Source organism: Kitasatospora nipponensis, from assembly GCF_039528135.1.
In the GTDB taxonomy this organism is placed as follows: domain Bacteria; phylum Actinomycetota; class Actinomycetes; order Streptomycetales; family Streptomycetaceae; genus Kitasatospora; species Kitasatospora nipponensis.
In genome coordinates this window covers 36,235-60,985 of sequence record NZ_BAAALF010000008.1, presented here as the reverse complement: position 1 = coordinate 60,985, position 24,751 = coordinate 36,235, and the positions used below count along the sequence as shown (strand labels likewise).

19 protein-coding genes are annotated in these 24,751 nt (G+C 74.0%); 13 read left to right on the top strand and 6 right to left on the bottom strand.

Translation table 11 applies throughout. The annotated features are described in order from the left end of the window. Positions 1–18: 18 nt before the first annotated feature. Positions 19–384 (top strand): iron chaperone, encoded by a 366-nt coding sequence (locus ABD323_RS04335; protein WP_344439359.1) that lies wholly within the window; start codon positions 19–21, stop codon positions 382–384. Between the two features lie 58 nt (positions 385–442). On the opposite strand, the gene ABD323_RS04330 is transcribed toward ABD323_RS04335, so the two are convergent. Beyond that, positions 443–1,318: a universal stress protein gene (locus ABD323_RS04330; protein WP_344439356.1), complete on the bottom strand. Its 876-nt coding sequence runs from the start codon at positions 1,316–1,318 to the stop codon at positions 443–445. A gap of 297 nt (positions 1,319–1,615) precedes the next feature. Here ABD323_RS04330 and ABD323_RS04325 point away from each other — a divergent pair, with 297 nt between their 5' ends. Next, the gene (locus tag ABD323_RS04325; RefSeq protein ID WP_344439354.1) at positions 1,616–4,342 is read left to right on the top strand and encodes a bifunctional acetate--CoA ligase family protein/GNAT family N-acetyltransferase; all 2,727 of its coding nucleotides are present in this window, start codon (positions 1,616–1,618) and stop codon (positions 4,340–4,342) included. Positions 4,343–4,406: 64 nt separating this feature from the next. On the opposite strand, the gene chrA is transcribed toward ABD323_RS04325, so the two are convergent. Further along, entirely contained in the window at positions 4,407–5,588 is a 1,182-nt protein-coding gene (gene chrA, locus ABD323_RS04320; protein WP_344439352.1) for a chromate efflux transporter, read from the bottom strand. 321 nt (positions 5,589–5,909) lie between these two features. On the opposite strand from chrA, the gene ABD323_RS04315 reads away from it, so the two are divergent. Continuing rightward, a complete protein-coding gene (locus tag ABD323_RS04315; RefSeq protein WP_344439350.1) occupies positions 5,910–6,767 on the top strand; it encodes a universal stress protein in 858 nt (285 codons plus the stop codon). Between the two features lie 37 nt (positions 6,768–6,804). Next, positions 6,805–8,058, top strand: a complete 1,254-nt coding sequence (locus ABD323_RS04310) for a PP2C family protein-serine/threonine phosphatase (protein ID WP_344439348.1) — start codon at positions 6,805–6,807, stop codon at positions 8,056–8,058. Between the two features lie 49 nt (positions 8,059–8,107). Here the strand turns inward: ABD323_RS04310 and ABD323_RS04305 are convergent, their stop codons facing one another. After that, positions 8,108–10,861, bottom strand: coding sequence for a SpoIIE family protein phosphatase (locus tag ABD323_RS04305; RefSeq protein ID WP_344439346.1), 2,754 nt, complete (start codon positions 10,859–10,861; stop codon positions 8,108–8,110). An 834-nt stretch (positions 10,862–11,695) separates the two neighbouring features. Between ABD323_RS04305 and ABD323_RS04300 the strand changes: the two genes are divergently transcribed. From ABD323_RS04300 to ABD323_RS04275, 6 genes are all read left to right on the top strand, one after another. After that, positions 11,696–13,546, top strand: a complete 1,851-nt coding sequence (locus tag ABD323_RS04300; protein WP_344439342.1) for an FAD-dependent oxidoreductase — start codon at positions 11,696–11,698, stop codon at positions 13,544–13,546. Continuing rightward, complete coding sequence (locus ABD323_RS04295) at positions 13,543–13,788, top strand: hypothetical protein (RefSeq protein WP_344439338.1); 246 nt, start codon at positions 13,543–13,545, stop codon at positions 13,786–13,788. The genes ABD323_RS04300 and ABD323_RS04295 overlap by 4 nt, the downstream gene beginning before the upstream one ends. Positions 13,789–13,939: 151 nt before the next feature. Beyond that, positions 13,940–14,482: a Rieske (2Fe-2S) protein gene (locus ABD323_RS04290; RefSeq protein ID WP_344439336.1), complete on the top strand. Its 543-nt coding sequence runs from the start codon at positions 13,940–13,942 to the stop codon at positions 14,480–14,482. 120 nt (positions 14,483–14,602) lie between these two features. Further along, positions 14,603–15,517, top strand: a complete 915-nt coding sequence (lepB, locus tag ABD323_RS04285) for a signal peptidase I (protein ID WP_344439332.1) — start codon at positions 14,603–14,605, stop codon at positions 15,515–15,517. A gap of 257 nt (positions 15,518–15,774) precedes the next feature. Then, positions 15,775–16,533: a ferric reductase-like transmembrane domain-containing protein gene (locus ABD323_RS04280; protein ID WP_344439330.1), complete on the top strand. Its 759-nt coding sequence runs from the start codon at positions 15,775–15,777 to the stop codon at positions 16,531–16,533. Between the two features lie 122 nt (positions 16,534–16,655). Beyond that, a complete protein-coding gene (locus ABD323_RS04275) occupies positions 16,656–18,128 on the top strand; it encodes a hypothetical protein (RefSeq protein WP_344439328.1) in 1,473 nt (490 codons plus the stop codon). A 159-nt stretch (positions 18,129–18,287) separates the two neighbouring features. Here ABD323_RS04275 and ABD323_RS04270 read toward each other — a convergent pair whose 3' ends face one another. Beyond that, a complete protein-coding gene (locus tag ABD323_RS04270; RefSeq protein ID WP_344439326.1) occupies positions 18,288–20,762 on the bottom strand; it encodes a glycoside hydrolase family 65 protein in 2,475 nt (824 codons plus the stop codon). A 215-nt stretch (positions 20,763–20,977) separates the two neighbouring features. On the opposite strand from ABD323_RS04270, the gene ABD323_RS04265 reads away from it, so the two are divergent. Together ABD323_RS04265 and ABD323_RS04260 are read left to right on the top strand one after the other, a co-directional pair. Beyond that, the gene (locus tag ABD323_RS04265) at positions 20,978–21,421 is read left to right on the top strand and encodes a universal stress protein (protein WP_344439324.1); all 444 of its coding nucleotides are present in this window, start codon (positions 20,978–20,980) and stop codon (positions 21,419–21,421) included. A gap of 45 nt (positions 21,422–21,466) precedes the next feature. Further along, on the top strand, positions 21,467–21,757 hold the full coding sequence (locus ABD323_RS04260) for a dsRBD fold-containing protein (protein WP_344439322.1): 291 nt from the start codon (positions 21,467–21,469) through the stop codon (positions 21,755–21,757). Positions 21,758–21,781: 24 nt separating this feature from the next. Here ABD323_RS04260 and ABD323_RS04255 read toward each other — a convergent pair whose 3' ends face one another. Beyond that, a complete protein-coding gene (locus ABD323_RS04255; protein ID WP_344439320.1) occupies positions 21,782–22,435 on the bottom strand; it encodes an Rv1733c family protein in 654 nt (217 codons plus the stop codon). Positions 22,436–22,495: 60 nt separating this feature from the next. Beyond that, complete coding sequence (locus ABD323_RS04250; RefSeq protein ID WP_344439318.1) at positions 22,496–23,506, bottom strand: Acg family FMN-binding oxidoreductase; 1,011 nt, start codon at positions 23,504–23,506, stop codon at positions 22,496–22,498. A gap of 316 nt (positions 23,507–23,822) precedes the next feature. Between ABD323_RS04250 and ABD323_RS04245 the strand changes: the two genes are divergently transcribed. Next, on the top strand, positions 23,823–24,704 hold the full coding sequence (locus ABD323_RS04245; protein ID WP_344439316.1) for a universal stress protein: 882 nt from the start codon (positions 23,823–23,825) through the stop codon (positions 24,702–24,704). Positions 24,705–24,751: the final 47 nt, after the last annotated feature.

The window sequence follows — 24,751 nt, the reverse complement described above, 5'->3', positions numbered from 1 at the left end:
CCTGCGTAGCCTCGCGGAATGGTGCAGAGCAAGGCCGGCGACGTCGACGGCTACCTGACGGCGCTTCCTGCGGAACAGCGGGCCGCGTTGACCGAGGTGCGGCGGCTGTGCCGGCAGGAGCTGGCGGGCTTCGACGAGGTCATGAGGTACGGGATGCCCGCGTACGAACGGGACGGCGCCTGCGAGATCGCGTTCGCCGGCCAGAAGCAGTACATCTCCTTCTACCTCATGCGCGGTGACGTTCGTGAGGCGTTCGAGGAACGGCTCGCCGGACACGACATGGGTAAGGGCTGCCTGCGGTTCCGCAGACCGGAGAGCGTCGACTTCGATCTCCTGCGGGATCTGCTCCAGGCCACCGCGGCCCGGCCCGGCACGATCTGCTGACGCCGCCCGCCCGCCGGGAAGCCGGCACCGGCCGTCCTCGCGCGAACGCACCCGCCGGTCAGCCGACGGGGACGACCACGACCGGACAGTGCGCGTGGTGGACGACGGCCTGGCTGACCGAGCCGAGTCGGGCGACGGGCCCGTGCGGCTCGCCGTGGCGACCGACGACCACGAGCCGGTGGGTCCGGGACAGGTCCACCAGGTGCTTGGCGGGCCCGGAGCGCACGAGTTGCCCGCTGGTCGGAACGTCCGGATACCTCTCACGCCAGTCGGACAGGACCCCGGCGAGCAGCCGGTCCTCCTCCGCCTCGACGTTCCCCGCCTCGTAGACCGGGGGGAGCGCGTGTTCCGGGCCCAGGGCCAGCGGGTAGCTCCAGGTGTGCAGGGCGGTCAGCGGAAGGCTCCGTCGTCGCGCGGTCTCGAAGGCGAACGTGAGCAGCCCCGGCGACGGTTCGCGCCCGTCCACCCCCACCACCACGCCGCTCCGCCCGCCACCGCCGACGGCCATCGCCCCGCCTCCCAGCCCGCGGACCACCACGACGGGAGAGGCGGCGTGCGCGGCGACGTGCAGGGTCGTCGATCCGACGAGCAGTCCGGGGAAGCCGCCCGAGCCGCGCGCACCCATCACGAGCGGGCCGGCCGCCCCGCTCAGGGCGAGGAGCGCGGCCCGCGCACTCGAGTCCACCACTCCGGTACTGATCTCCAGGCCCGGATGGCGGTCGGCGGCCCGCTGCGCCATCACGGAGAGCACCCGCTCGCCCGCCCGCCTCAACGCCTGCGCGTCCAGCGATTCGGGCGCCTGGTGCGGTTCCCAGAGCCAGGCGTGCACGAGGTGCAGCCGCACCCCTCTGAGCTGGGCCTCGTCGGCGGCCCAGTCCACGGCGTCACCGGCGCTGGCGGGGTCGTCGACTCCGACGATGACGGGATGTGCCATGACAGGCTCCGTAGGTCACTCGACGGCTGGGCGTGACGGCCCGGCAAGGACGGCCGACCGGCACCACCTCCCCCTTCGATCGTCGAGCCGCGGCCACCCGCCGTCAACCGCTCCCGGCGTCAACCGCTCCCGCCACCGCCCACGCCCCGCGATCCCACGGACCGCCCACCTCCCGGCGATCCCGCGGCCCCACCGAAGGGGGACGTCCGGCCCTGTGGTCCGGCCGGTGGCCCGCGCAGAGTGGAGGGAGCAGCGGATCCGCCGCACCGTGGCGACCGCGTGTCGCGGGGAGCGATCATGCCGAGCAGCCAGCCCCTCCCGCCCGCCGTCGAGGCCCTGCTCGCCGACGGCACGACCGCGCTGATCAGGCCGCTCGCCCCGGGCGACCGGGCCGCCGCCCTGGAGCTGCACGCGGTGAGGATGTCCGAGGAGAGCCGGCGGCTGCGCTTCTTCGGTGCCAGCCGCCGGGCGCCCGAGCAGGCGGCCGACCGCCTGTGCGGACCCCCGAGGCCCGGGTTCCTCGCACTCGGCGCGCTGGTCGGCGGGGAGCTGATCGGCGTGGTGGAGTGCGACGCGGTCCAGGGACGTCCCGAGGCGGCCGAGCTCGCCGTGGCCGTCGCCGACGACTGGCAGCACCGCGGCGTGGCCACGCTGCTCATCGAGCACCTGGTGCACGCGGCCCGCGCCCAGGGGGTGCGCACGCTGGAGGCCGACACCCTGGCCGGCAACCGCTCCGTCCACACGGTCTTCAGCGATCTCGGGTTGCGGGTCCGGCGCCACCTGGCCCAGGGCGAGGTGCGGGTGAGCGTCGAACTGGACGAGTCCGACGAGCGCTACCGCAGCGCCGTGGACCTCCGCGGACGTGGAGCGGACGTCGCGAGCCTGCGGCCCCTGCTGCGGCCGGGCGCGGTGGCGGTGGTGGGCGCCTCGCGCCGGGCGGGCTCGGTGGGGCAGGCCGTGCTGGGCAAGATCCGCCGCGGTGGCTTCGCCGGGCGGGTGTGGGCCGTCAACCCGCACGCCCGGGAGGTGGCCGGCTCGGTCGCCTACCCGTCCCTCGCCGCGCTGCCGGACGTACCGGACCTGGCGGTGCTCGCCGTGCCGGCGGGCGCGGTGGCGGGCGCCGCCGAGGAGTGCGGCCTGGCGGGCGTGCGCGCGCTGGTCGTCCTGACCTCCGGCCTCGACGGTGACCAGGCCCGGCACCTGCTGGACAGCTGCCGCCGGCACAGCATGCGGCTGGTGGGGCCGAACTGCCTGGGCATCGCGCAGACGGACCCGGACATCCGGCTCGACGCCGAGTTCGGCGCCCGGCAGCCACGGCCGGGCACGGCGGGGGTCGCGGTGCAGTCCGGTGGCGTCGGCATCGCCCTGCTCGGGCAGCTGGACCGGCTGGGCATCGGCGTCTCCTCGTTCGTCTCGCTGGGCGACAAGTACGACGTGAGTGGCAACGACCTGCTGCAGTGGTGGGAGAGCGACGGTCGGACCGATCTGGCCCTGCTGCACCTGGAGTCGTTCGGCAGTCCGCGTGCCTTCTCCCGCACCGCCCGCCGGGTCTCGCGCACGATGCCCGTCCTGACCGTGGACGCCGGCCGCTCCCCCGCCGGCCGCCGGGGCGCCGCCTCGCACACCGCGGGCGCGGCCACGCCCACCGTCACCCGGCAGGCGCTGTTCACCCAGGCCGGGATCACCGCCACCCGCGGCATCGGCGAGCTCGTGGAGACGGCCGCCCTGTTGCACGCCCAGCCCCTGCCGGGAACGCGCAACGCCGTCGCCGTCCTCTCCAACGCCGGCGGCATCGGCGTCCTCGCCGCCGACGCCTGCGCCGACGTGGGCCTCGAACTGCCCCCGCTGCCGGCGCCGTTGGTCGCCGAGCTGCTCGCGGTGCTCCCCGCCGGAGCGACGGCCACCAATCCGGTGGACACCACCGCCGCGGTCGGCCCCAAGGAGCTGCGTGCCTGCCTGGACCTGCTGGCGCGCAGCGGGGCCGTCGAGGCCGTGCTGCTCTGCCTCACCCCCACCGCGCTCGCCACCGACCCGGAACACGGTCCCCTGCGCGCCCTGCTCGACGGCCCGGCCAGGGGCCGGATCCCCCTGGCGGCGGTGCTGATCGACCAGGAGCCGCCGGTGCGCTGCCTGACCGCGGCCGACGGCGGCCGGATCCCGTCCTACGCCGACCCGCAGGCGGCCGCCCGGGCGCTGGCGCACGCCCGCGAGCGCGCGCGGTGGCTCGCCGAACCACCCGGCGCCGAGATCCCCGTCCCGGACTGCGACCCGCCGCGCGCGCGGGCCCTCGCGGAGCACTTCCTGCGCACCCACCCGCGCGGCGGCTGGCTCGACCCGGACGCGGTGACGGCCCTCCTGGAGTGCTACGGCCTGCCGTTGACCACCTCGATCTGGGCCCGGGACGAGCACACGGCCGTGCTCGCCGCCTCGTCGCTGCGCCAACTCGGCCACGAGGGCAAGGCCGTGCTGAAGGCCTACTGGCCACAGCAGGTCCACAAGAGCGACCTGGGCGCGGTGCGCACCGGTCTGACCGGGGAGCAGGCCGTGCGGACCGCGTTCCGCGAGTTCGCCGGGCGCTTCGGTGCGCGGATGGCGGGCGCGGTGGTCCAGCCCATGTCGGCTCCCGGCCTGGAACTGCTCGCCGGGGTCGTGCAGGACGCGGTGTTCGGCCCGCTGGTGCTGTTCGGGATGGGCGGAACCACGACGGACGTCCTGGACGACCGCGTGGCGCGGCTGGCCCCGATCACCGAGCCGGACGTCCACGCCATGACCACCGGCCTGCGCGCCACGCCGCTGCTGTTCGGCTACCACGGCGGTGCGGCGGTCGACCTGACAGCCGTCCGCGACGTGCTCGCCCGCCTGTCCAGGCTCGCCATGGACCTCCCCCAGCTCGCCGAGGCCGACCTCAACCCGCTCATCGCCGGTCCGCACGGCCTGCTGTGCGTGGACGCCCGGGTCCGTCTGGAGCCCCGTGCGCCCTTCGACCCCTACCTGCGCCGACTGCGCCGCCCGCTGCCGACCTAGACAGGCCCCAGGAGCCGCCCGCCGCGTGAGGGCACGGTCCACCGGGCAGCGGCGCCCCCGCCGATCAGCCGACGGGGCAGCCCACCAGCGCGGCCGCGATGCCGAGGGCCCCGGCGCCGAGCAGCGCGCCGACCACGCCCTTGCGGGCGGCGAAGAGCCACAGGGCGGCGAGGACCAGGACCCCGTACTGCCAGAGGCTCTGGAGGGCGAGGGCCAACGGGACGGCGGAGCCGGCGATCGCGCCGATCACGGCGGGTCCGGCGCCGGTGAAGAACGCCTGCACCCCGGCGTCGGCGCGCAGCCGCTCGAAGTGCGGTCCGCCGAGGACGACGAACAGGAAGGAGGCGGCGAAGGCGAAGGCCGCCGCGAGCAGTCCGCCGGGGACGCCCGCCGCGGCGTAGCCGACGACGGCGACGGTCTGGACGACCGGGCCGGGGGTGATCTGGCCCAGGGCGACGGCGTTGAGGAACTGGGCGCCGGTCATCCAGTGGTAGGTGTGGACGGCGTCGGTCTGCATCATCGGGATGATGACGAACCCGCCACCGTAGGACAGGGCGCCGACCTTGAAGGCCACCCAGGCGAGGGCGAGCAGGCCGCCGGTGGCGGGCGCCGCGAGGACCGGCGGTAGCGACCAGGTCATCCGCCGCCGGACGCGCGGCTCGGCCCCGCGCGCCCGCACGGCGACCTCGGCCATGCCGGCGGCGAGCAGCACGAGCACCATCCAGGGACCGAGCAGCACGGCCGCCGCCGCGCCCGCCAGGAGGTAGCCGAACCAGCGCCCCCGGGCGGCCGCTCCGAGGCCGGCGCGCTGCCGGCTCGCCGGGACGAGGCCGCCGGCGGCGTGGACGGCCACCGCCGCGACGGCCGACCCGGCGCCGGCGGCCGCACCGCTCACCCACAGCGGCGGGCTGCCGGCCAGGAAGAGGGCGGGCAGGCCGCCGCTCAGCACCAGGCCGGGCACGATGAACGCCGCGCCGCCGACCAGCGCGCCGGGGAGGCCCCGCAGCCGCCAGGCGGTGAAGATCGCCAGCTGGGTGGAGGCGGGGCCGGGCAGCAGATTGGTCGCCGCGATCCCCTCCTCGAACTCGGCCGCCGGGATCCATCCGCGCCGTTCCACGCAGAGCCGGCGCAACAGGGCGATGTGGGCCGGCGGACCGCCGAAGCCCGTGCAGCCGATCCGGCCCCACTCGCGGGCGATCGTCCCCAGCCCGACCCGCGGCACCGCGGGTCCCTCTCCGCCCTCCACCAGGCCTTCTCTCCTCGTCGCTGCTCGTCGCCGCTCGGCGCCGAGACCCTATCCGCTCGAGGTGAACCGGGCGTGGACGGCCCGGCTCCGCCTCCGCCCGGTGGGGGCGGGCGGGGGCGACCGGGTCGCGGCCGCTCCCGGCCGCATCCGGGGCGTGCCGCAGGGGCGCCCCCGACCTCGCTGCCGCCAGGCCAGGACAGCAGTCGCTTGTGGCGTGACCATGAGAAGGACGACGGGAACCCGACGGAGACGGCAACGCCACGTGGCCGGCTCCCGGGGGCTCCGGCAACCACGACGTCCCACTGGGCGAGGGAGAAGCCGATGAGACATCCGGTCATCGTGGGAATCGACGGTACGGACGCCAGCCATGACGCGGTCGACTGGGCCGCGGAGGAGGCCGGCCTGCGCGGGGTCCCCCTGCACGTCCTGCACGCCTGGCTCGGCGAGACCCTGAACGCCCCGGCCGGGCAGGACACGGAGCACACCCGCGCGGCCGGTGAGGAGGCTCTCGAAGCGGCCCGCGACCAGGCCCGGATGCACCGTCCCGGCCTGGAGGTCACCACCGAGCTGGTGGACGACTACGCCCGTGAGGCCCTGCTCACCACCTCGCAGGACGCCGACCTGCTGGTCCTCGGGGCCCGCGGTTCGGGCGGGTTCTCCCGCCTGCTGGTCGGCTCGACGAGCCTGCACCTGTCCGTCCACGCGCTCTGCCCGGTCGTCGTGATCCACCCGCGGGACACCCGGTCCAGGCCCGGCGGCGTGCTGGTCGGCGTCGACGACGAGCGGCCCGGCGACGACGCGCTCACCTTCGCCTTCGAAGCCGCGAGCCGACGCAACCTGCCGCTCCAGGCCGTCCACGCCTGGAGCCGTCCACTCGCCGGCAGTCCGGGCCACCCCCTCCCCACCGCCTACGAGGAGGAGCACTTCGCCGCCGAACAGGAACGGTTGCTCGTCGAGTCGCTCGCAGCTCAGCAGGCGAAGCACCCCGACGTGGAGGTGGCCGCACTCGCCGTCCGCTCGGGCGCGGCCCAACTGCTGGTGTCCCTGTCCGAAGCCCACCAGCTGGTGGTGGTCGGGCGCCACGGATCCGTGCGCGGGCCCATGCGCCGCCTGGGATCGGTGAGCCAGGCAGTCGTGCAACACGCGCACTGCCCGGTTGCCGTGGTACCCGTGGGCTGAGCGGTTCCGACGGTTCGGTGGGCGAGCGGGGACGGATATGGCAGGGCCGGAGATCGACTACACGGCGGTGTTCCAGGCCGTCCCGAGCCCGATGCTGGTCATGACCACGGACCTGGTCATGGTCGACGCCAACGACGCCTACCTGAGCGTCTCCGGCCGGAGCCGGAACGACCTGGTCGGGCGGCGCGTCTTCGACGTGTTCCCCGACAATCCCGCCGATCCCGAGGCCACCGGGGCGGGCAACCTGCGGGCCTCCCTGGAGCGGGTCCTCGCCACCGGCCGGCGCGACAGCATGGCCCTGCAGAAGTACGACGTCGAGGACCCCGAGCGGCCCGGCGTGTTCGAGGAGCGGTACTGGAGCCCGGTCAACTCCCCGGTGACCGGCCCGGGCGGGCGCGTGGTCCTGATCGTCCACCGGGTCGAGGAGGTCACCGCGCTCGTCCGCCAGCTCAAGGCGCACCACTCGTGGGAGCGGCCCGGCGAGGCCCTCACCCACGAGCAGCAGATGGCCGCCGACCTGCTCGCCCGTGCGCAGGAACTGCAGGAACTCAACCAGCAGTTGCGCGAGGCCCACGCCCGCGCGCGCCGGATCGCGCTCTCCCTGCAGGAGTCCATGCTCCCCACCGTCCCCGACACCCGGCGCGGTACGGCGGCCGTCCGCTACCGCCCCGCCAGCGGTGCCCTCAACGTCTGCGGCGACTGGTACGACCTCGTCGATCTCACCCCGGACCTGACCGCGGTGGCCGTCGGCGACGTCGTCGGCCACGGACTGGAGGCCGCCGGCGTCATGGGCCAGCTCCACGCCGCCCTGAACGCCGCCGTCCGCGCCACCCGGCATCCCGCCCGCGCGCTGGAGACCCTCGACCAGTACGCCGCCACCATCGGCGGTGCGCTGGCCACCACCGCCGTCCAGACCCTCATCGACCGCACCCGCCGCACGGTCGGCTACAGCTGCGCCGGCCACCCACCGCCGATCCTGGTCAGCCCCGACGGCACCACCGACCTCCTCGACGCGGCCACCGATCCGCCGCTGAGCGTCCTTCCGGGACCGGCCGCCCGCTCATCCGCCTCCGTCCACTACACAGCGGGCGACACGCTCGCGCTGTACACCGACGGGCTGGTCGAACGACGCGGCGAGGACATCGACACGGGCCTTCGCCGCCTGGCCGACAGCCTCGTCCGCCACCGCCACCTCGCGCCCGACCCCCTCGCCGACGCCGTCCTGGCCGACCTGGAAGCCCCCCACGGCAAGGGCCACGACGACACGGCGCTCGTCATCATCCGCCTCTGAGCGAGGCCGACGGTCACGGGCCGGTGACGTCCGCGGTCTCCGTTCCCGATCAAGGTCCGATCGGGGAGTTCCCGCCCCGGGCCCCGGTCTCCTGCCCGTCCGGCTCGGCCTCCGCATCCGGGAGCGGCTGCTCCGCCCAGATGATCTTGCCCTGAGAGGAGTACCGCGTGCCCCAGCGCCTGGTGAGCTGGGCCACCAGGAACAGCCCGCGGCCGCCCTCGTCCGTCGACGCCGCGTACCGCAGGTGCGGCGAGGTACTGCTTGCGTCGGACACCTCGCAGATCAGGCCGCGGTCACGGAGCAGCCGCAACCGCACGGGCGGCGAGCCGTAGCGGATGGCGTTGGTGACGAGTTCGCTGAGGATCAGTTCCGTGCCGAACGCCAGGTCGGCCAGGTCCCACTCGTCGAGCTTAGCGGCGGTCCACGCCCGGACCTCCGCGACGGCGGCCGGGTCGAAGGGCACCTCCCGCTCGGCGACGTTCTCCGCTCCGAGCACCCGCGTCCGCGCTATCAGCAGGGCCACGTCGTCCTGCGGACGGGCCGGCAGCAGGTCGTCGAGCAGGGCCCGGCAGTTCTCCTCGGGCTGCCGGTCCTGGTGGGAGAGCAGCGCCCGGCGCAGCAGTTCCATGCCGACGTCGAAGTCCCTGGTGCGGTCCTCGATCAGGCCGTCGGTGTAGAGGACGATCTGGGTGCCCTCGGCCAGGGGGACCTGCGCCGTCTCGAACGGCATCCCACCGACACCCAGCGGCGGGCCGATCGGCACCTCCAGGAAGTCGACACTGCCGTCAGGCCTGAGCAGTGCGGGTGCGGGGTGCCCGGCCCGGGCGACGGTGCACAGCCGCGACACCGGGTCGTAGATCGCGTACAGGCAGGTCGCTCCGCTGACGCCGGTTCCGGTGCTGCCCTCGGCCTCCTCCTGGTCGATGCGGTCCACCAGTTCGTCGAGGTGGCCGAGCAACTCGTCCGGCGGGAGGTCGAGGGCGGCGAAGTTGTGCACGGCGGTGCGCAGCCGGCCCATGGTGGCGGCGGCGTGCAGGCCGTGGCCGACGACGTCGCCCACGACCAGGGCGACCCGGCCGCCGGGCAGGGCTATCACGTCGAACCAGTCGCCGCCGACTCCGGACTGTGCGGGCAGGTAGCGGTGCGCGACGTCGAGGGCGCTCTGCTCGGGGAGGGCGCGCGGCAGCAGGCTGCGCTGCAACGTGACGGCCATGGCGTGCTCACGGGTGTAACGGCGGGCGTTGTCGATGCTGACCGCGGCCCGCGCGACCAGTTCCTCGGCCAGCGAGCGGTCCTCGTCGTCGAAGGGCTGGGGCTTCTCGGACCGCCAGAAGTTGGCGACGCCGAGGATGATGCCGCGCGCCGTCAAGGGCGTGGTGATGAGCGAGTGGATTCCGTACTCGACGATCCGCCCGGTCCACTCCGGGTCCTGCACCTGCCAGCCGGGGGCGAGTGACAGGTCGGGCACCACCTGCGATCGGCCGCTGCCGAAACCCCGGGCCTGGGGAGTGGAGGGGACGAAGGCGATCAGCCTGCCGGTCGGGTAGAAGGGATGGTCCGCGCGGATGCCGTGGACCGTGACGCGGCGCAGGTCCATCCCGGTGCCGGTGGGCTCCTCCCCCTGCATGACCGGGTCGGCGAGGTCGACGGTGACGAAGTCCGCGAGGCCGGGAACGGCGGCCCGTGCCAGCTCCTCGGCCGTGCGCACGACGTCGAGCGTCGTGCCGATGCGGACACCCGCCTCGTAGAGCATGGCCAGGCGCTTGCCGGCCACCTCGGCCTTGCCGGACAGGGCGAGGAGCTCGGTCGAGTCGCGGATCGTCGCGACCGTCCCCATCGCGCCCCGGTGCCGGTCCGTCCGCCGCTGGTTCACCGCGAGCAGTCGGCCGCGGGAGCGGTGCATCTCGTCGGTCGCCACTCGGCCCGACAGGAACAGGTCCGCGGTGTCGGGGTCGAGGTCCCGCAGTTCGCCCACGTGCCGGCCCTCCGCATCGGCCGGCAGTCCCAGCAACTCCCTCGCCTCGTCGTTCGCCAGGAGCAACCGTCCGTCCTGCCCGACGATCACCACGCCCTCCCGCACCGCGTGCAGGACGGCGTCGTGGTGCTCGTACATCCGCGTCATCTCGGCCGGCCCCAGCCCCCGCGTCTGCCGCTTCAGCCGCCGGGCGACCAGGGCGGTCCCGGTCGTGGCCACCGCCAGTGCGGCGGCGCCGGCGCCGAGGATGACGGGCAGTTGCCGGTTGCCGGCCGTGGTGACGTGGTTGACCTTGAGCCCGGCCGACACCAGACCCACGACCGACCCGTCGGGTGCCTGGATGGGAACGATCGCCTGGACCTCGTGACCGAGCGGGCCGTACACGCTCTCGGTGTAGACGTGGCCGGCCAGCGAGGGGCCGATCGTTCCGACGAACGGCTTTCCGATCCGGTCCGGCAGGGGGTGCGTGTACCGGATCCCGTGGGTGTCCATGACCACGATGAAGTCGACACCGGCCGGTCCGCGCGCCGCCTCCGTCAGCGGCTGGAGTATCGCTGTCGGCGAGGGCGACTTCAGTGCGGCGAGGATGCCGGGGGAATGCGCGAAGGTCTCCGCGACCGCCACCGACCGGTTGCGGGCCTCCACGTCACTGGCGCGCCGCGACTCGAAGGCCAGCGCCAGGATCGCCCCGACGACGAGCAGCAGCACGACCACGACCTGCAGCACGAAGACCTGGCCGGCAACGCTGCGAGACCTCTTCGCGAGAGGACTCCTGGCGATCGGCGGCCGCTCGGTCACGGTCCGGAATCGGTCGGCTGGTTCGACCATGCGTCATTTCTAACACCGTGGCACGGATGACTACGAGGTCCTTGTGTCGATCGCCGGTGGGCGGCGGCGCGCCCACGCGGCGCCCGGTCGACCCGGACCCCGCCTGATCCTCACCCCCTGCACACCAGACGGCGACCCTCCGTGAACATGGCTGCTCGGCAGCCGTGCGCCGCGGCCCGTCGCCCTTGCGAACCGTGAACCGCCGGCCTCCCGGTTCAGCGCAACCTTATGCGTGGGTTAGCGGTGCTTGTCATCACCGGCTCCCCCGTCGAATCGACCCTACGATCTGATCAGTCGCTCCTCCTCCACCGCGGAGGACCGGCTCTCAACCGCTTTTCGGAATGCCCCGAAGACCGAGTGAGGAAAGGTCGAAGTGCCGGCCGCCGGCTCTCCCGATCCGGTCGCCGCTCTCCGTCAAGGCTCCGCCAGAGGCCTTTCCCGAGCGATTTGGACACCATCCGTATGACTGTCCCAGCCGAACTGTCCAACCGAGCATGGTGGCCGCGGAACGAACCCCTTCACCAGGAGCAACGGCCACCGCAGGAACCCTTCCAGGCTCCGGTGCAGCCCCTCCCGGTGGAGTCCCGGCCGCAGGAACCGTGGCCGCCGGCTCCGACCCCGTACCGGTCGGATCACGGCGGGACGTGGCAGGGATACACCCCGACTGCGGCCCAACTGCCGCCGCAGGAATGGACGGACAGCGCGATCGACGCCCACCGGCCGGCGCCCGCCCCCGCCGGTGCGTCGCCTCCCTGGTGGAGCGGGCCTCACCAGCCGACCAGTGGCACGCCGTACGACGCACCGCTCTTCCACCTCCCGCCGCCCCACCTGCCGGTGCCCCTCCACGGTCACCAGGCCCCGTTCACCGACCCGACGCTCTCGTACGTGCCCGTCAGCCACCAGGTGCCCGCGCTGTACGTCGAGTTCGGCCCGGTGCCCACGTATCCGATGCCCCCGTATCCGATGCCCCCGTTCACGGCGCCGGCCACCGAGGCGTCCGTCCAGCTGGTGGGGTGGCCCGCGGCGCAGGTGCAGGCTCCGGTCCAGCCGGAGCTCGAACCCGGACCGGAGTCGGAGCCGGGACTCGAGCTGGATGCGGGACCCGAGCCGGATATGGGGACGGATCCGGTGCCGTGGCTGGAGTTCGCCCCCGAGGAGTTCCTTCCCAAACTCGTCGGCGAGAGCAAGCCGGTGAAGGTCAGCGTGGACAACAATCGCTGCCACATCTACGGCATCTGCCAGCAGGAGGCCCCGGAGGTCTTCCGCATCGCCGAGGGTGGCTCACTGCACTACACCGGCAACGTGCCGGCCGACCTCGCGGCCAAGGCGCGGCAGGCGGTCCGCTGCTGCCCGATGCAGGCCATCGCCATCAGCGGCGGCGCGGCGCCCGGCCCGGGTCGCCGCTCCCCTCGCTCCCGCGGCGCCACGGCGAACCGGGACGGCTACCGTCGGATCGTGGTCGCCGGGGGCGGGCTGGCCGGGCTCAGCGCCGCGAGCCGGCTGCGCGAGCGCGGTTTCGACGGCGAACTGGTCCTGGTCGGCGAGGAACTGCGCCGGCCCTACAGTCGCCCCCCGCTGTCCAAGCAGTTCCTCGCCGGCGAGTTGGGCAGCGAGGATCTCACCTTCCGAGCCGACGACTCCCTCGAGGCCCACTGGCTGCTCGGCACTCACCTGCTCGGGCTGGACACCGAGAAGAGGACCCTGGAACTGCGGGGTGGTGAACGGCTTCCCTACGACGGCCTGGTGGTCGCCACCGGCGTCGACGCCAGGCGACTGCCCGAGACGCCGGTCGTCAGCGACCGGATCCGCACGGTACGGACCCTGGCGGACGCGGCCGCGATCCAGCAGGCCATGTACGAGGCCCGCGCCCACCATGTGGTGATCATCGGCGGCGGCTTCGTCGGCTGCGAACTCGCCTGTACCGCACGCGACCAGGGGATGGACGTCACCCTGGTGGTGCACAGCGCCCCGCTCCTGCGCAGGGTACTGGGCGGCAGGCTGGGCGAGGTGGTCGGTCGCATCCAGACCCGGGCCGGGGTCGATGTCCGGCTCAGCACGAACGTCAGCGAATGGACCGACACCGGCTCGGGGCTGCGCCTGCGGCTGGACGACGGCGAGGTGATCGACGCCGACTTCGTCGTCCTGGGGCTGGGCAGCGTGCCCCGCACCGAATGGTTGCAGGGCAGCGGACTGGACATCGTCGACGGCGTGCTCTGCGACACCACCTGCCATGCCGTGGACCTGAACGGCCATCCGGTGCCCGGCGTCGTGGCGGCGGGCGACGTGGCCCGGTGGCCCAACGAGAGGTTCGACTCCACACCGCGACGGGTGGAACACCTGATCCACGCCGTCGAGATGGGACAGCACGCCGCCGACTCCCTGCTGCGAGGACCCGCGGAGGCCGAGATGTTCACCCCGGTCCCACGCTTCTGGTCCGAGCAGCACGGGACCCGCCTCCAGGCCGTCGGCATGCCCGCGCTGGGAGAGCGGATGGAGATCGTCGAGGGCTCACTGCGCTCGGAGCGCTTCATCGCCGCCTATCGGCGCGACACACCGCAGGGCACCCAGCTGGTGGCCGCGGTGGCCTTCGACATGCCGCGACAACTGCTGGACTACCGCGACCGCATCGGCCACACGGGCGCGCTCGCGCAGTTCCCGACCCCGAGTACGAGGAGGCGCCGATGAGCCGCCGAGCGACCCGTCGCAGACAGAACTCGGCCCGGCGGCAAGGCGACCGGCTGCCGTACCTGCTGGGCATGCCGGCGCGCGGGAACATCCGCTGGCCCTTCATCGTCACGGTGATGGTCGCCGCCACGGGTCTCTACGTCCTGGCCCTGCTGACCGCGCCGCCGATGCCACCCGGCCAGGCGCCGACGCCCGGGAGCAGCAGCGCCGCGCCGCAACCACCGGACGACGAGAACGCCTGACGAGCGCCGGCCGAGCTCACCGCCGACCGCCTCGGTCGACTCGCCACCCAACCGCGTACCAGAGGCTCAACGCTGTTTCCCCTCAAGCAAGTTCGCTCGCCGGGACCGTCCTGGCGCTGCTCATGACCCCGACCTCGAGAAAGGGATCCCCATGCCCGAGAGCGCTCCCCTCCAGGCACCGCAGACCGCACCCACCCGCCGTGCCGTGCTCGGTGGAACGGCCGGTCTCGGCGGTGCCGCCGCACTGGCCCTGTGCGGTTGTTCGTCGTCCGCGGCGACGAAATCCACCGCGACGGGAACCGAGGAGGCCCCCACTCCCGCCGCCATGGATTCCTCGGCGCCCGATACCCCCGCCGGCGCTCCCGCGTCCGGCGGCGCCACCGACCCGTCGATGTCCGGTGGCGGCTCCGTCCTGGGTCAGGCGACGGACGTGCCGCTCGGCGGGGGCATGGTCTTCCCCGCCGCCAAGGTCGTCGTCACCCAGGCGTCCGCGGGACAGTACAGGGCCTTCAGCGCCGTCTGCACCCACCAGGGCTGCACCGTCTCCGCCGTCTCCGGCGGCCTCATCAAGTGCCCCTGCCACGGCAGCACCTTCAAGATCGCCGACGGATCGGTCGCCGACGGGCCCGCCTCCGCCCCGCTCGCCCCGGTTCCGGTCAAGGTCGACAACGGGAAGCTGGTCCTCGGCACCTGACCACCCGGAGCAGCGCGGTGTGGCCCCAACCGGGCGGTGCGGCCGCGCCCGTGTCCCGGCCACCCGGGGAACCGTCATCCCCTGTAACTCCGCGGTGATTCAAGAGAGTTGGTTCGACACGTGGGACACGACCACGCCAGGTCCGGCGCGCCGGTTCGAGGGCGGGCGGACCGGCGCAGGACCGCACGGCGCGCGGCACGCCGCAGGTACCGGTCGCGCCTGCGCGAGCTGCCGGTGATCTCGGTGGTGGCCCTGGCGGTGGCCCTGCTGCTGAAGACCTTCCTGGTCCAGCTGTTCGTCATTCCCTCCGGTTCGATGCAGAACACGATCGGCATCGGTGACCGGGTCGTCGTGGACAGGTTCACTCCGTGGCTCGGCAGCCGGCCGCAGCGCGGTGACGTGGTCGTGTTCCGGGATCCCGGCGGTTGGCTGGAAGCCGGTCAGCGCAACGCCTCCGAGGGACCGGTGCTACGCGGCGTCAAGGCGGCGTTCTCCTTCGTCGGTCTGCTGCCCTCCGACAGCAGGCAGGATCTGATCAAACGGGTGCTCGGGGTCGGCGGCGACACCGTGGCCTGCTGTGACGACGGCGGCAGGGTGACCGTCAACGGCGTCGCGGTGGACGAGCCCTATCTCGCGCCCGGCAACGCACCGTCCCAGCAGCCCTTCAGGGTGACCGTGCCCAGCGGTCGACTGTGGGTGATGGGCGACCACCGCGACGTGTCGGCCGACTCGCGCTCGCACCTGGGCGACCCCGGCCAGGGGACCGTTCCGGTGGCGAACGTGGTGGGCCGGGCGATTGCGGTCGCCTGGCCGATCTCGCACATCCAGCGCCTCGGCGCGCCGTCCTCGCTCTCCTCGCTGCCCTCCGCCGCCGGGTTCGGGAACCCTCGGCGATCCGCCACCGGCGACCCGCTCCCGGCACAACACCGCCCCGCGGTCGGCGTGTTCGCCCTCTGGCCACCCGCACGCGGCCGACGACCCGCCGTGGCCGACGAAGGCACCGCCGCGTGTTCCGGGGCGACCGTCGGCTGCTGAGCGGCTGCCGCCGGGTACCCGACGGGCCGCCGACCGGCAGCCGAGGTCAGCGCAACCTTATGGGCTGGTTAGGGGCTGTCGCATTCCCTCGTTCCCCTGTCGACGTGACCCTACGATCGGTTTCAGCCCTCCCTCGAAGGACCGACTCCTCCCGGCCGGCCCCGAGTTGTGGGCACCGGTCGGCGAGCAGGGCCGACGCGTCGACACCACTCTCCCCCGCCTCGGCGTACGCGCAGGAACAACGGAGCCAGAAATCCATGACCCAGATGTCCGGCACACTGCCCCCCGTCGATGTCGAGGGCATTCTGTCGAGCGGCCTCCGCGCACGATTCGGCAGAGCCCTTCCGCTCCTGGCGGTCGTCCTTCTGGTCGTGGTGACATCCCTGCTCGCGACGCAACCGGCCGTGGCCGCCCCTCCCATACCGGGCTCCCCCCTGGATGCCTATGACAAGCAGATTCCGTACGACATGGGCGTCCACAAGATCGCTCGACTGGCCGCGATCATCTCCTACACGCTGATGGTGGCCACGGTCGTCCTCGGCATCGTGCTCCGCATGCGCTACTTCCAGCGCCACGTCAACCGCAGCACGGTGTACGGGGCGCACCTGACCACCGCCCTCTCGGCGTTGATCTTCGGAGCCCTGCACGGCCTGACCTTCGCGTACCAGCCCGTGTGGGAGCTCGGAACCGCCGATCTCCTCATCCCGTTCACCGGCGGCCTGCAACGAGTTCCGGTCGGTCTCGGTGTCCTGGGCACGGAACTGGCCGTCGCGGTCGGATGCTCGCTCTGGCTGCAGCAGCGACTCGGATACCGGCGGTGGCTGAAGTCCCACCAACTCGGCTACGTCGCCTTCGGACTGATCTGGCTGCACGTCTTCACGGTCCATCCGGAGCCGCGACACGTCAACCTCGTCGCCATCGGCATCGCGGCAGGCTTCCTGTCCTGCCTGCTGGCCTTCCTGATCCGCGTCCTCCCCTCCCGGTCACGCCTCGACCAGCGGTCCTTCCCGCAGTGACCGGGTACCCGCCGACGACGGCCCGGGTCCACCGACGACGGGCCCGCCGGCCCGCGTCGCCACCGGGCCGGCGGTCGCGAGAACCCCGACCCACCAGCCTCTTCCCAGTGGAGGAACCCCACATGACCTCGTCACGGACGTCCACCAGGCATCGCTCCCGCCGCCGGCAGCGGACCGTCGCACTCAGCCTCGGTCTCGGTGGCGTCCTCACCGCGGGCGCCGCCCTCCTGGGCGTGTCCTTCGCCGCCACCACGCCGCCGGCCCAGCCCAACGCGAACTGTTCCCTCACCGTGCCGGCCGATCCACTCTCGGCCCAGGGCCTGGCCACGCCCTACACGTTGACGGCCACCAATGCGGCCCAGGGGCCTTGCCACGAGTCCAATCCCGACCAGTCGGCGTTCGTCCAGGCCACCGTGCTCGACCCGGCGACCGGCGCCCTGTCCGTCTACAACCCCCTGGTCATCGACAAGGGGACCACCCCGGCCATCGCCCCCGTCCTGCCCACCCTGCCGGCGAACGCCGTCGTGGGCATCTGGTTCGGATACAACGGCAACACGCTCTCCCTTCGCGGCCAGACCAGCGCCGCGAAATGCGTCGGCGGCACCCCGAACGGGCAGGCCTTCGGCCAGTTCGCGTACTGCAACGCCCCGGCCTTCTTCGCCGCGGCCAACACCGCGCTGGGAGCGGGAAAACTCACCATCCCGCCGCTGGGAACCGGCCGCGACGGCAGGACCTGCCCGACCACCCGCGACTTCGGCCTGGTCGACCAGGACCAGAGCGACAACGTCACGGCCGAGTACCTGGCCACGGGCAAGGGCAGGACCGCCCAGAAGACCGCGAAGAACTCCGCGACCCTGGGCGGCGGACGCAGGATGCGCAACACCACCGCGCTGCTCAACGGCAGCGACAACCTGCTCCTGGTCGACTTCGTGGACCCGGCGCTGGGCTGCACCCCCTGGACCGCCCCCGACCTCGCCGACCCCGGCAGCAAGGTCACCTCGCTCGCGCTCGACGAACTCCAGGCCGCCAAGTTCCAGACCGCGCCGATCGCCCTGGTCCCCCTCAACGACCCCATGGTGGCGGAGAACAACCGGCAGAGCGTGCGGAAGGCCAACCTCTACCGCTCGGGCGTGGACCAGCCCCCGATCAGTGCGACCGCCAACGGCGATCCCAAGGCGTACTGCACCAACCTCGCCGCGGTGGGACGCCAACGCATCGCCCTCGACCAACCGTTCACCGTCAAGGTCGCGTCCCCGGCGGCCGGGGTGAACCTCTTCGACTTCCTGACCCAGCGCCTCGCCGGCTCGCTCACGAGCCTCGGCTGCCAGCAGGCCCCGCCGACGCCGAGCGCGAGCGCGACCCCGAGCGCGACCGCGACGCCGAGCGCGAGCGCGACCCCGACCCCGACCGCGAGCGCGACCCCGACCGCGAGCGGGACGCCCTCCGCCAAGCCCAGCGCCACTGCCACACCCAGTGCCACCGGCACACCCAGCACCACCGCGCTTCCCACCAGGCCCGGCACCACCGCCACACCCACCATCACGCCCACGATCCCCGTACCCAGCACCGCACCCCCCGCCTGCTGCGGGCAGTAGGCCCGCGGCCGCCGACGGGCCCCGCCCACCCGGTCGGGCCGCCCACCGTGCCCGCGGGGACGGCCTCGCCACCGATCAGGCCGCCCCGCGAGAGAGGACGGACCCTCGGGGCGAGGGGCCAGGTCGCGACATCGGCGGCGGACCGCGCACAACGCCCGTTCAGAGGGTGAAGGTGCGGCTCTGACCGGGGCGCAGGGTGGTGAGGGAGCCGTGGAAGCCGATCCGGACCGGCCCCGGCTGCCCCGGGCGCAGGCGGACGGTCACCTGGCGGCGGGCCACCGTGACGACCACGCCCCAGTGGCCCCGGTAGCGCAGCTCGACCTCCAGGCCGTCGAGGGGGTCAGGCAGGTGCGGGTCGAGCCAGAGCGCGTCCTGGCGGGTCTCCAGGCCGGTGTAGCCACGCTGCAGCAGGTCCACCGTGCCCGCCATCGCGCCCAGGTGGATGCCCTCGGCGGTGGTGCCGCCCTGGACGTCGCGCAGGTCGCCGGCGAGCGCCTCGCGGAAGAAGCGCCAGGAGGCCCGGCGGTCGGACCGGGCCAGCACCCAGGCGTGCACCACCGAGCTGAGGGTCGAGCCGTGCACGGTCCGCGGCAGGTAGTAGCCGACGGTCCGGTGGAACAGGTCGTGTCCGGCCCGGTAGCCCAGGCGGCGCAGCAGGTCGCGCACCTCGTGGGCGGAGAAGAGGTAGTAGAGCATCAGGACGTCGACCTGCTTGGAGGCCTTGTAGCGGTTGACGCTGTCGCCCTCCGCCTCCAGGAGGCGGTCGAGGCGGCGGATGTCGGGGTGGCGGCGGCGGTAGGCGTCCCAGTCGAGTTCGGCCAGGCGCTCGTAGCCGGCGAACTGGCTGAGGACGCCGTCGTGGAAGGGCACGTGCAGGCGGCGGCTCACGTCCTGCCAGCGGTCGAGCTCGCCGGGGTCCAGGGCCAGGCGTTCGCGCAGTTCGTCGCGGCGGTAGCCGGGCAGGGCCGCCAGGCAGTCGTCCGCGCGGGCGAGCACCCAGGAGGCGAGGACGTTGGTGTACGCGTTGTCGTCGATGCCGGGCCGCTCGGACCACGGGTAGCCGTCGTGGTACTCGTCGGGGCCCATCACGCCGCTGATCGTGTACCGCTGCACCTGCGGGTCCCAGGCCGCGGTGTCGGCCCAGAAGCGGGCGACCTCCAGCAGCATCTCGGCCCCGCAGCCGGCCAGGAAGTCGAGATCGCCGGTGGCCTGGTAGTACTGCCAGACGTTGTACGCGACCGCCGATCCGACGTGGCGCTGCAGGTGGCTGCGGTCCGCGAGCCACCGGTCCGACAGCGGGTTGAGGTGCAGCAGCGGCGCCTTCTCCGTGCCGTCGGCCGCGCTCTGCCACGGGTACATCGCGCCGCGCCGCCCGGCGTCGCGGGCCGCCTCACGGGCCGCGTCCAGGCGCCGGTAGCGGTAGCGCAGGACCGCGCGGCTGAGCTCCGGCAGGCGCAGGTTGAGGGTCTGGAGCACGAAGAGCTCGTCCCAGAAGACGTGGCCGCGGTAGGCCTCACCGTGCCAGCCGCGGGCCGGGATGCCGGCGTCCAGGTCGGCGGTGTGCTCGGAGTAGGTCTGCATCAGGTGGAACAGGTGCAGGTGCAGGGCGCCGGCGTCCGCGAGGGCCACGTCCGTGCGGCAGCGGCGCCACAGCTCCTCCCAGCGTTGCGCGTGGGCGCGCAGCAGGTCCTCGAAGCCGGCCGCCCGGGTCGCCAGGCGGCGGGCGGCGCGCAGCGGATCGTCGACGGCGGGGTCGCGCGAGGTGTGCACGGCCACGGTCTTCTCGACCGTCACGGCCTGGCCGGCGACGGCGTCCACGGTGATCGTGCGGGCCGCCCAGCCGTCCCGGATCTCGTCCCGGACCCCGTCCCGGACCCCGTCCTGGCGCCCGGCCACCGGGCGGACGCCGCCGCCGTGCAGGCGGGTGCGGGCCGCCAGCGCCAGGTGCAGGCAGGAGCCGGTGGTCCGCGACCGGAGCCAGAGCAGCTCCTCGCCGTCCGTGCCCTGGCCGACGGCGGCGAGGTGGCGGCTGGTGAGTCCCCGGTAGCGGGCCACCCCGGTGTTGGCCACCGTGCCGTCGAGCGCGGAGCGGATCTCCAGCGGGCCGGACCAGTTCTCCGGGGTCAGGACCGTCTCCAGGGCCACCAGGTGCGCCTCGGCGAGGCTGGCGATCCGCCGCTGCACGAGGCGCGTGCGGTGGCCCTGGGCGTCGACGACCAGGGCGTACCGGACCAGCACGCCGCGCCGCAGGTCGAGCTCCAGGCGCTGCGAGCGCAGGTCGCTCGCGCCGTCGTCGCCGAACCAGGACCGGGTGCCCGCGACCCGGAAGGTCAGGGGCAGCCAGTTGGGGCCGTTGACCAGGTCCTCGTTCTCCACCTCCCGCCCGTCCAGGACCGACACCGCCCGGTCGTAGCAGCCCGCCAGGTAGGTGCCCGGGTAGTGGACCCCGTCGGCCCGGGACTCGGGAGCGGCGCCGCGGGTGACCAGGTAGCCGTTCCCGACCGCGCAGAGCGCCTCCCGGCGGCCCTCGTCGGCGGGATCGAAGCCGTCGAAGGCCAGGACCCACGGGGCCGCCGATGCCGGCCGCACCACCCCCTGCTGCGCCGGTCCGCCCGGCCGGCCTTCGCTCTCCACGGGCTTCTCCCTCGCCGGGTGCGCCGCGCGCCTTCCCCCCAGTCTGCCGGTGACCGGGCCAGGACGCGCCCGCCCGGGCGCGGGACCACGGCCGGGGCCCGTTCGAACGGCCGGACGATCGGGTCCGAACGGACCTGCCCGGGGGCCGTCCGGCCCTGGGCACCCGATCATCGAGGGAGCAGTCCGGGACTGCCTACCGAGTGGTGAGGTGTGAGATGAGTGCGGAACAGCAGGCGGGACGTCGGATCGTGGTCGGAGTGGACGGTTCGCCGTCCTCGAAGGACGCGCTGCGCTGGGCGGTGGACCAGGCCCAGCGGACCGGCGCCGTCGTGGACGCGGTCGCCTGCTGGACCTTCCCGACCGTGTACGGGTTGGGGATGACCGGGTTGGACACCGAACTCCCCGACGCCACCGGCAAGATGATCGCCCAGACGGTGGCCGAGGTGGTGGGGGACGCCCCGCCGGTGGAGGTCCGCGAGAGCGTGGTGCTCGGCAACACCGCCGAGGTGCTGCTGGCCAGGGCCGAGGGGGCCGAACTCCTGGTGGTCGGCAGCCGGGGCCACGGCGGCTTCTCCGGCGCCCTGCTGGGCTCGGTGGGTCAGCACTGCGTGCAGCACGCGCACTGCCCCGTCGTCGTGGTGCGCCATGCCGGGAACTGACCGGTCCCGGCGGCGACCACCTGGAGCGGAAGGACGTACCTCGCCATGAACCGGCCGACCTCGACCGGCGAACCCCGCGCCAAGCGGTGGACGGTGCGCCTGGACCTCTTCGAGGAGGGCGACGAGACGAGGGTCCACGCCGTCCTCGACACCGGCGACACCGTGCTGGAGAGCCGCACCACCGCACGGCGCAACCCGCACGACGTCCCGGTCCCGGAGATCGGCGACGAGTACGCGGTCGGGCGCGCCCTGGTCGACCTGGGGCATCAGGTGCTGCGGGCGGGCCGGGCCGATTCGTCGGCCGGCGACCCCGGTGCCGACGCCGGAGCCTGGTGAGGGGCCACCCCCAGGACCGCCGGCTCAGGGGGCCGTGCCGTCCGGGCCGTGGTGGTGGCGGCCCGACCAGAGCGGCTCGATCTGCTCCCACGCCGGCTCCCACGCGTCCTGGGCCCGGCGGTCCAGGACGCGACCGCGCAGGGACCGGCAGAGGTGGGCCGTCGCGCCGAGGACGGCCAGGGTGCCGAGCCCGGTCAGAACCGCATCGGTCATGACCTCGGTGGCCGGACGGGGCGCGGCCACCAGCCGGCCACCGTCGTCGACCCAGATCGCCACGCCCGCTCCGGCCGGGGTCCCGGCGGCCACGTGCACGACGCCGGTGCCGTGGTGGGCCGGCGGGTAGGTCCAGCTCGCCCGGGCCTCGGTGCCGACCGGCGCTCCGGCCTTGGAGGCGACCACCCCGGTGGCCGGCGTGAGGGTGGTCGCGGTGATCCGGTGCCGCTGGTGGCCCGACGTCGAGGCGGCGCCCTGTCCGCGGTGCAGCACGACGAGCGCTGCCAGCAGCGCGCACAGGGTGGCGGCGATCAGGAAGGCCGCCGTGGCGAGCACGAGCCGACTGCGCGCCCGGTCACAGGGGCGGCACAGGGGGTTGTGCTCGCGGCCGAACGCGCGCCGCAGGCGGCGGCGCAGGGGTGTCCGGGTGGCCGGGGGCCGGTACGGCGCGGGAGCGGTGGACATGGCGCTCTCCTCGGTCGACGGGGGTCGACGGGACGGGCTCGTGCGGTCGGCGGGCCGTGCTCACCGGGGGTGGCGCTGGCCGCCGTCCAGGCCGCCGTCGTCCAGGACGTCGGCGACCGGTGTGCGCGGGGTGACGGCGCCCTGCGGCCCGTAACCGAGCCGGACGAGCATCTGCACGTGGCCGGGTCCCTCGGCGGGATCGCGCAGGGACCAGCGCAGGTCCGGCCACTCCAGGGCCTGGTGGAGCAGCGAGGCGCGCAGGTCGTGCACCGTGGCCGTGAGCAGGACGGCTTCCAGCGCCTGGCCGGCGCGCAGCCAGTCGGCCGGGCGGTCGTTCTTGGTGGACAGGACGGCCACGCGTGGGTGGGCCTCGAAGGGGACCGGGGTGGTGTGCTCGGTGGGTCGGATGGCGGAGAAGTCGCGGACCGGCACGTGACCCTCGGCGTCCTGCGGGCCGAGCGCCGCGGGCGGGATGCCGCGGGAGCCCTCGCCCGCCGTGTCGATGGCCTGGCGGCTCTCCAGCCTGCGGCGTGGCTCGGCGGTGTTGCGTCGTTCGGCCTCGGCGGTGACGGCCAGCAGGCGGTGGATCTCGGCCTGCGCGGGGAGCTCCAGCGTGGCGCCCTCGGCCCGGGCGGCTTCGAGGAGTTCGGACAGCACGGGCGCCGGGATCGGACGGTCGAGGAAGGGCAGCCGGCTGCTGTGGCGGCGGGGGATCGCGTCGTAGAGCTCGGAGCGCTCGCGGTCGGAGCCCTTGCACGGACCCGCCAGGCGCACGGCCGCGAGCACGTCCGGCTCCGCCGGGCGCGGCAGCAGCCGGACCACCGGCTCGCGACCCAACTGCCGCACGGCCAGGCGGAGGTTGAACACGGCGGCACCCACCGACAGGTGCAGACCCCGCCCGTTCGGATCGGTCACCCGCAGAGCGTCCTGCGGCACGGCCCGGACCTCGATCGTGGTGCTCTCGGGGCGGAAGCGGTAGCGCCACGGCTGCGTGTTGTGCATGGACGGCGCGGCGACGGCGGCGGAGACCAACCGCTCCAGATCCACCGCGTCGAGTCCCGAGCTGAGCATGACGGCCTCCTTCGTGCCGGTGCCGGTGCCCGTACTGGTGCCGGTGCCCGTGACAGCGTCACCATCCCAGTCTGTTCTCATCCTGCCCGCTCCGCGCCGGGAGCGACCGGGCCGAACGGCCCTGATGACGGGCCGCACGGCCCCCACGGCCGGGACGCGTGGGACGGAGTCGGTGCCCTCCCCCGTCGACGGGCCCCGCACCGACCGCGGGTCGTAGCGTGGAGACGGACCGGCCGCGCCGCGCAGAGCCGAAGTCGCCGGGCCCTGAGGCAGGCCACGGGGAGCCGAGCGATCGCTCGGGACAGCTGGAGGAACCATGCCCATCGCAGGCCCGAATCGGCCGATCGTGCTCGGCGTCGACGCGGTCGACCCCAGTCCCGCCGCCACCGCCTGGGCCGCCGACGAGGCCAACCGCTGCCACGTACCGCTCCATCTGGTGCACTGCGTCCCCCCGCTGGTCAGCGGGCGACGCGACCTCGAGCGGTCCTGGCACGAGGGACTACGGCGCGAGGGGTGGGCGCAGATCGAGAAGGTCCGGTTCCTGGCGCTGGAACGGCATCCGGAGCTGGCCGTGACCGGGGAGGTGGTGGACGGGATTCCCGGCCAGGTCCTGGTGGGCCGGTCCCCCCGCGCCGGGCTCGTCGTCCTCGGTTCGCGGCAGTTGTCGCCGGTGGCAGAACGGCTCAGCACCTACTCCGTGGCCCTCCCGGTCAGCGCGCAGGCCGCCTGCCCGGTGGTGGTGGCCCACGAACCGGAGCACGCCACCGGTCGTCCGCCGTACGTCGTGGTGGGCGTGGACGGCAGCCCCGGCTCGGCCGCCGCCGTGGACTTCGCCCACTCCTACGCCGATCAGCGCGGCGCGTCCCTGCGGGCGATCTTCGTCTGGCAGCCGTCGTTCTTCGCAGTCGTCGACGAACACGCCACCGAGCAGGAGGCCCACCGGCTGCTGTCCGAGGCGACCGCCGGCCGCACGGACCGCTACCCCGACACGGGCCTGACCCACGAAGTGCTCCGCGGGCACCCCGTGGCCGAGTTGACCGGGGCCTCCCGGCAGGCGCTGGCCGTGGTGGTGGGACGCCGCGGGCACGGCGGCTTCACCGGTATGCGGCTCGGCTCGGTCCCGCGCGGCCTGCTGCACCACGCCCGCTGCCCGATCATCACCGTCCCCGCCGGTCCGGCCGGCGACCAGGGCGGATGACGACGGTCCACCCACGGTCCGGCGCGCCCTCGACGCGCGACACGTTC

Coding starts and splice junctions, on each gene's coding strand:
- ABD323_RS04255 (WP_344439320.1), bottom strand. CDS start 22,435: ATGTCCACCGCTCCCGCGCCGTACCGGCCCCCGGCCACCCGGACACCC.
- ABD323_RS04325 (WP_344439354.1), top strand. CDS start 1,616: ATGCCGAGCAGCCAGCCCCTCCCGCCCGCCGTCGAGGCCCTGCTCGCC.
- ABD323_RS04330 (WP_344439356.1), bottom strand. CDS start 1,318: ATGGCACATCCCGTCATCGTCGGAGTCGACGACCCCGCCAGCGCCGGT.
- ABD323_RS04245 (WP_344439316.1), top strand. CDS start 23,823: ATGCCCATCGCAGGCCCGAATCGGCCGATCGTGCTCGGCGTCGACGCG.
- ABD323_RS04275 (WP_344439328.1), top strand. CDS start 16,656: ATGACCTCGTCACGGACGTCCACCAGGCATCGCTCCCGCCGCCGGCAG.
- ABD323_RS04305 (WP_344439346.1), bottom strand. CDS start 10,861: ATGGTCGAACCAGCCGACCGATTCCGGACCGTGACCGAGCGGCCGCCG.
- ABD323_RS04260 (WP_344439322.1), top strand. CDS start 21,467: ATGAACCGGCCGACCTCGACCGGCGAACCCCGCGCCAAGCGGTGGACG.
- ABD323_RS04315 (WP_344439350.1), top strand. CDS start 5,910: ATGAGACATCCGGTCATCGTGGGAATCGACGGTACGGACGCCAGCCAT.
- ABD323_RS04335 (WP_344439359.1), top strand. CDS start 19: ATGGTGCAGAGCAAGGCCGGCGACGTCGACGGCTACCTGACGGCGCTT.
- ABD323_RS04310 (WP_344439348.1), top strand. CDS start 6,805: ATGGCAGGGCCGGAGATCGACTACACGGCGGTGTTCCAGGCCGTCCCG.
- ABD323_RS04250 (WP_344439318.1), bottom strand. CDS start 23,506: ATGCTCAGCTCGGGACTCGACGCGGTGGATCTGGAGCGGTTGGTCTCC.
- ABD323_RS04295 (WP_344439338.1), top strand. CDS start 13,543: ATGAGCCGCCGAGCGACCCGTCGCAGACAGAACTCGGCCCGGCGGCAA.
- ABD323_RS04290 (WP_344439336.1), top strand. CDS start 13,940: ATGCCCGAGAGCGCTCCCCTCCAGGCACCGCAGACCGCACCCACCCGC.
- ABD323_RS04280 (WP_344439330.1), top strand. CDS start 15,775: ATGACCCAGATGTCCGGCACACTGCCCCCCGTCGATGTCGAGGGCATT.
- ABD323_RS04265 (WP_344439324.1), top strand. CDS start 20,978: ATGAGTGCGGAACAGCAGGCGGGACGTCGGATCGTGGTCGGAGTGGAC.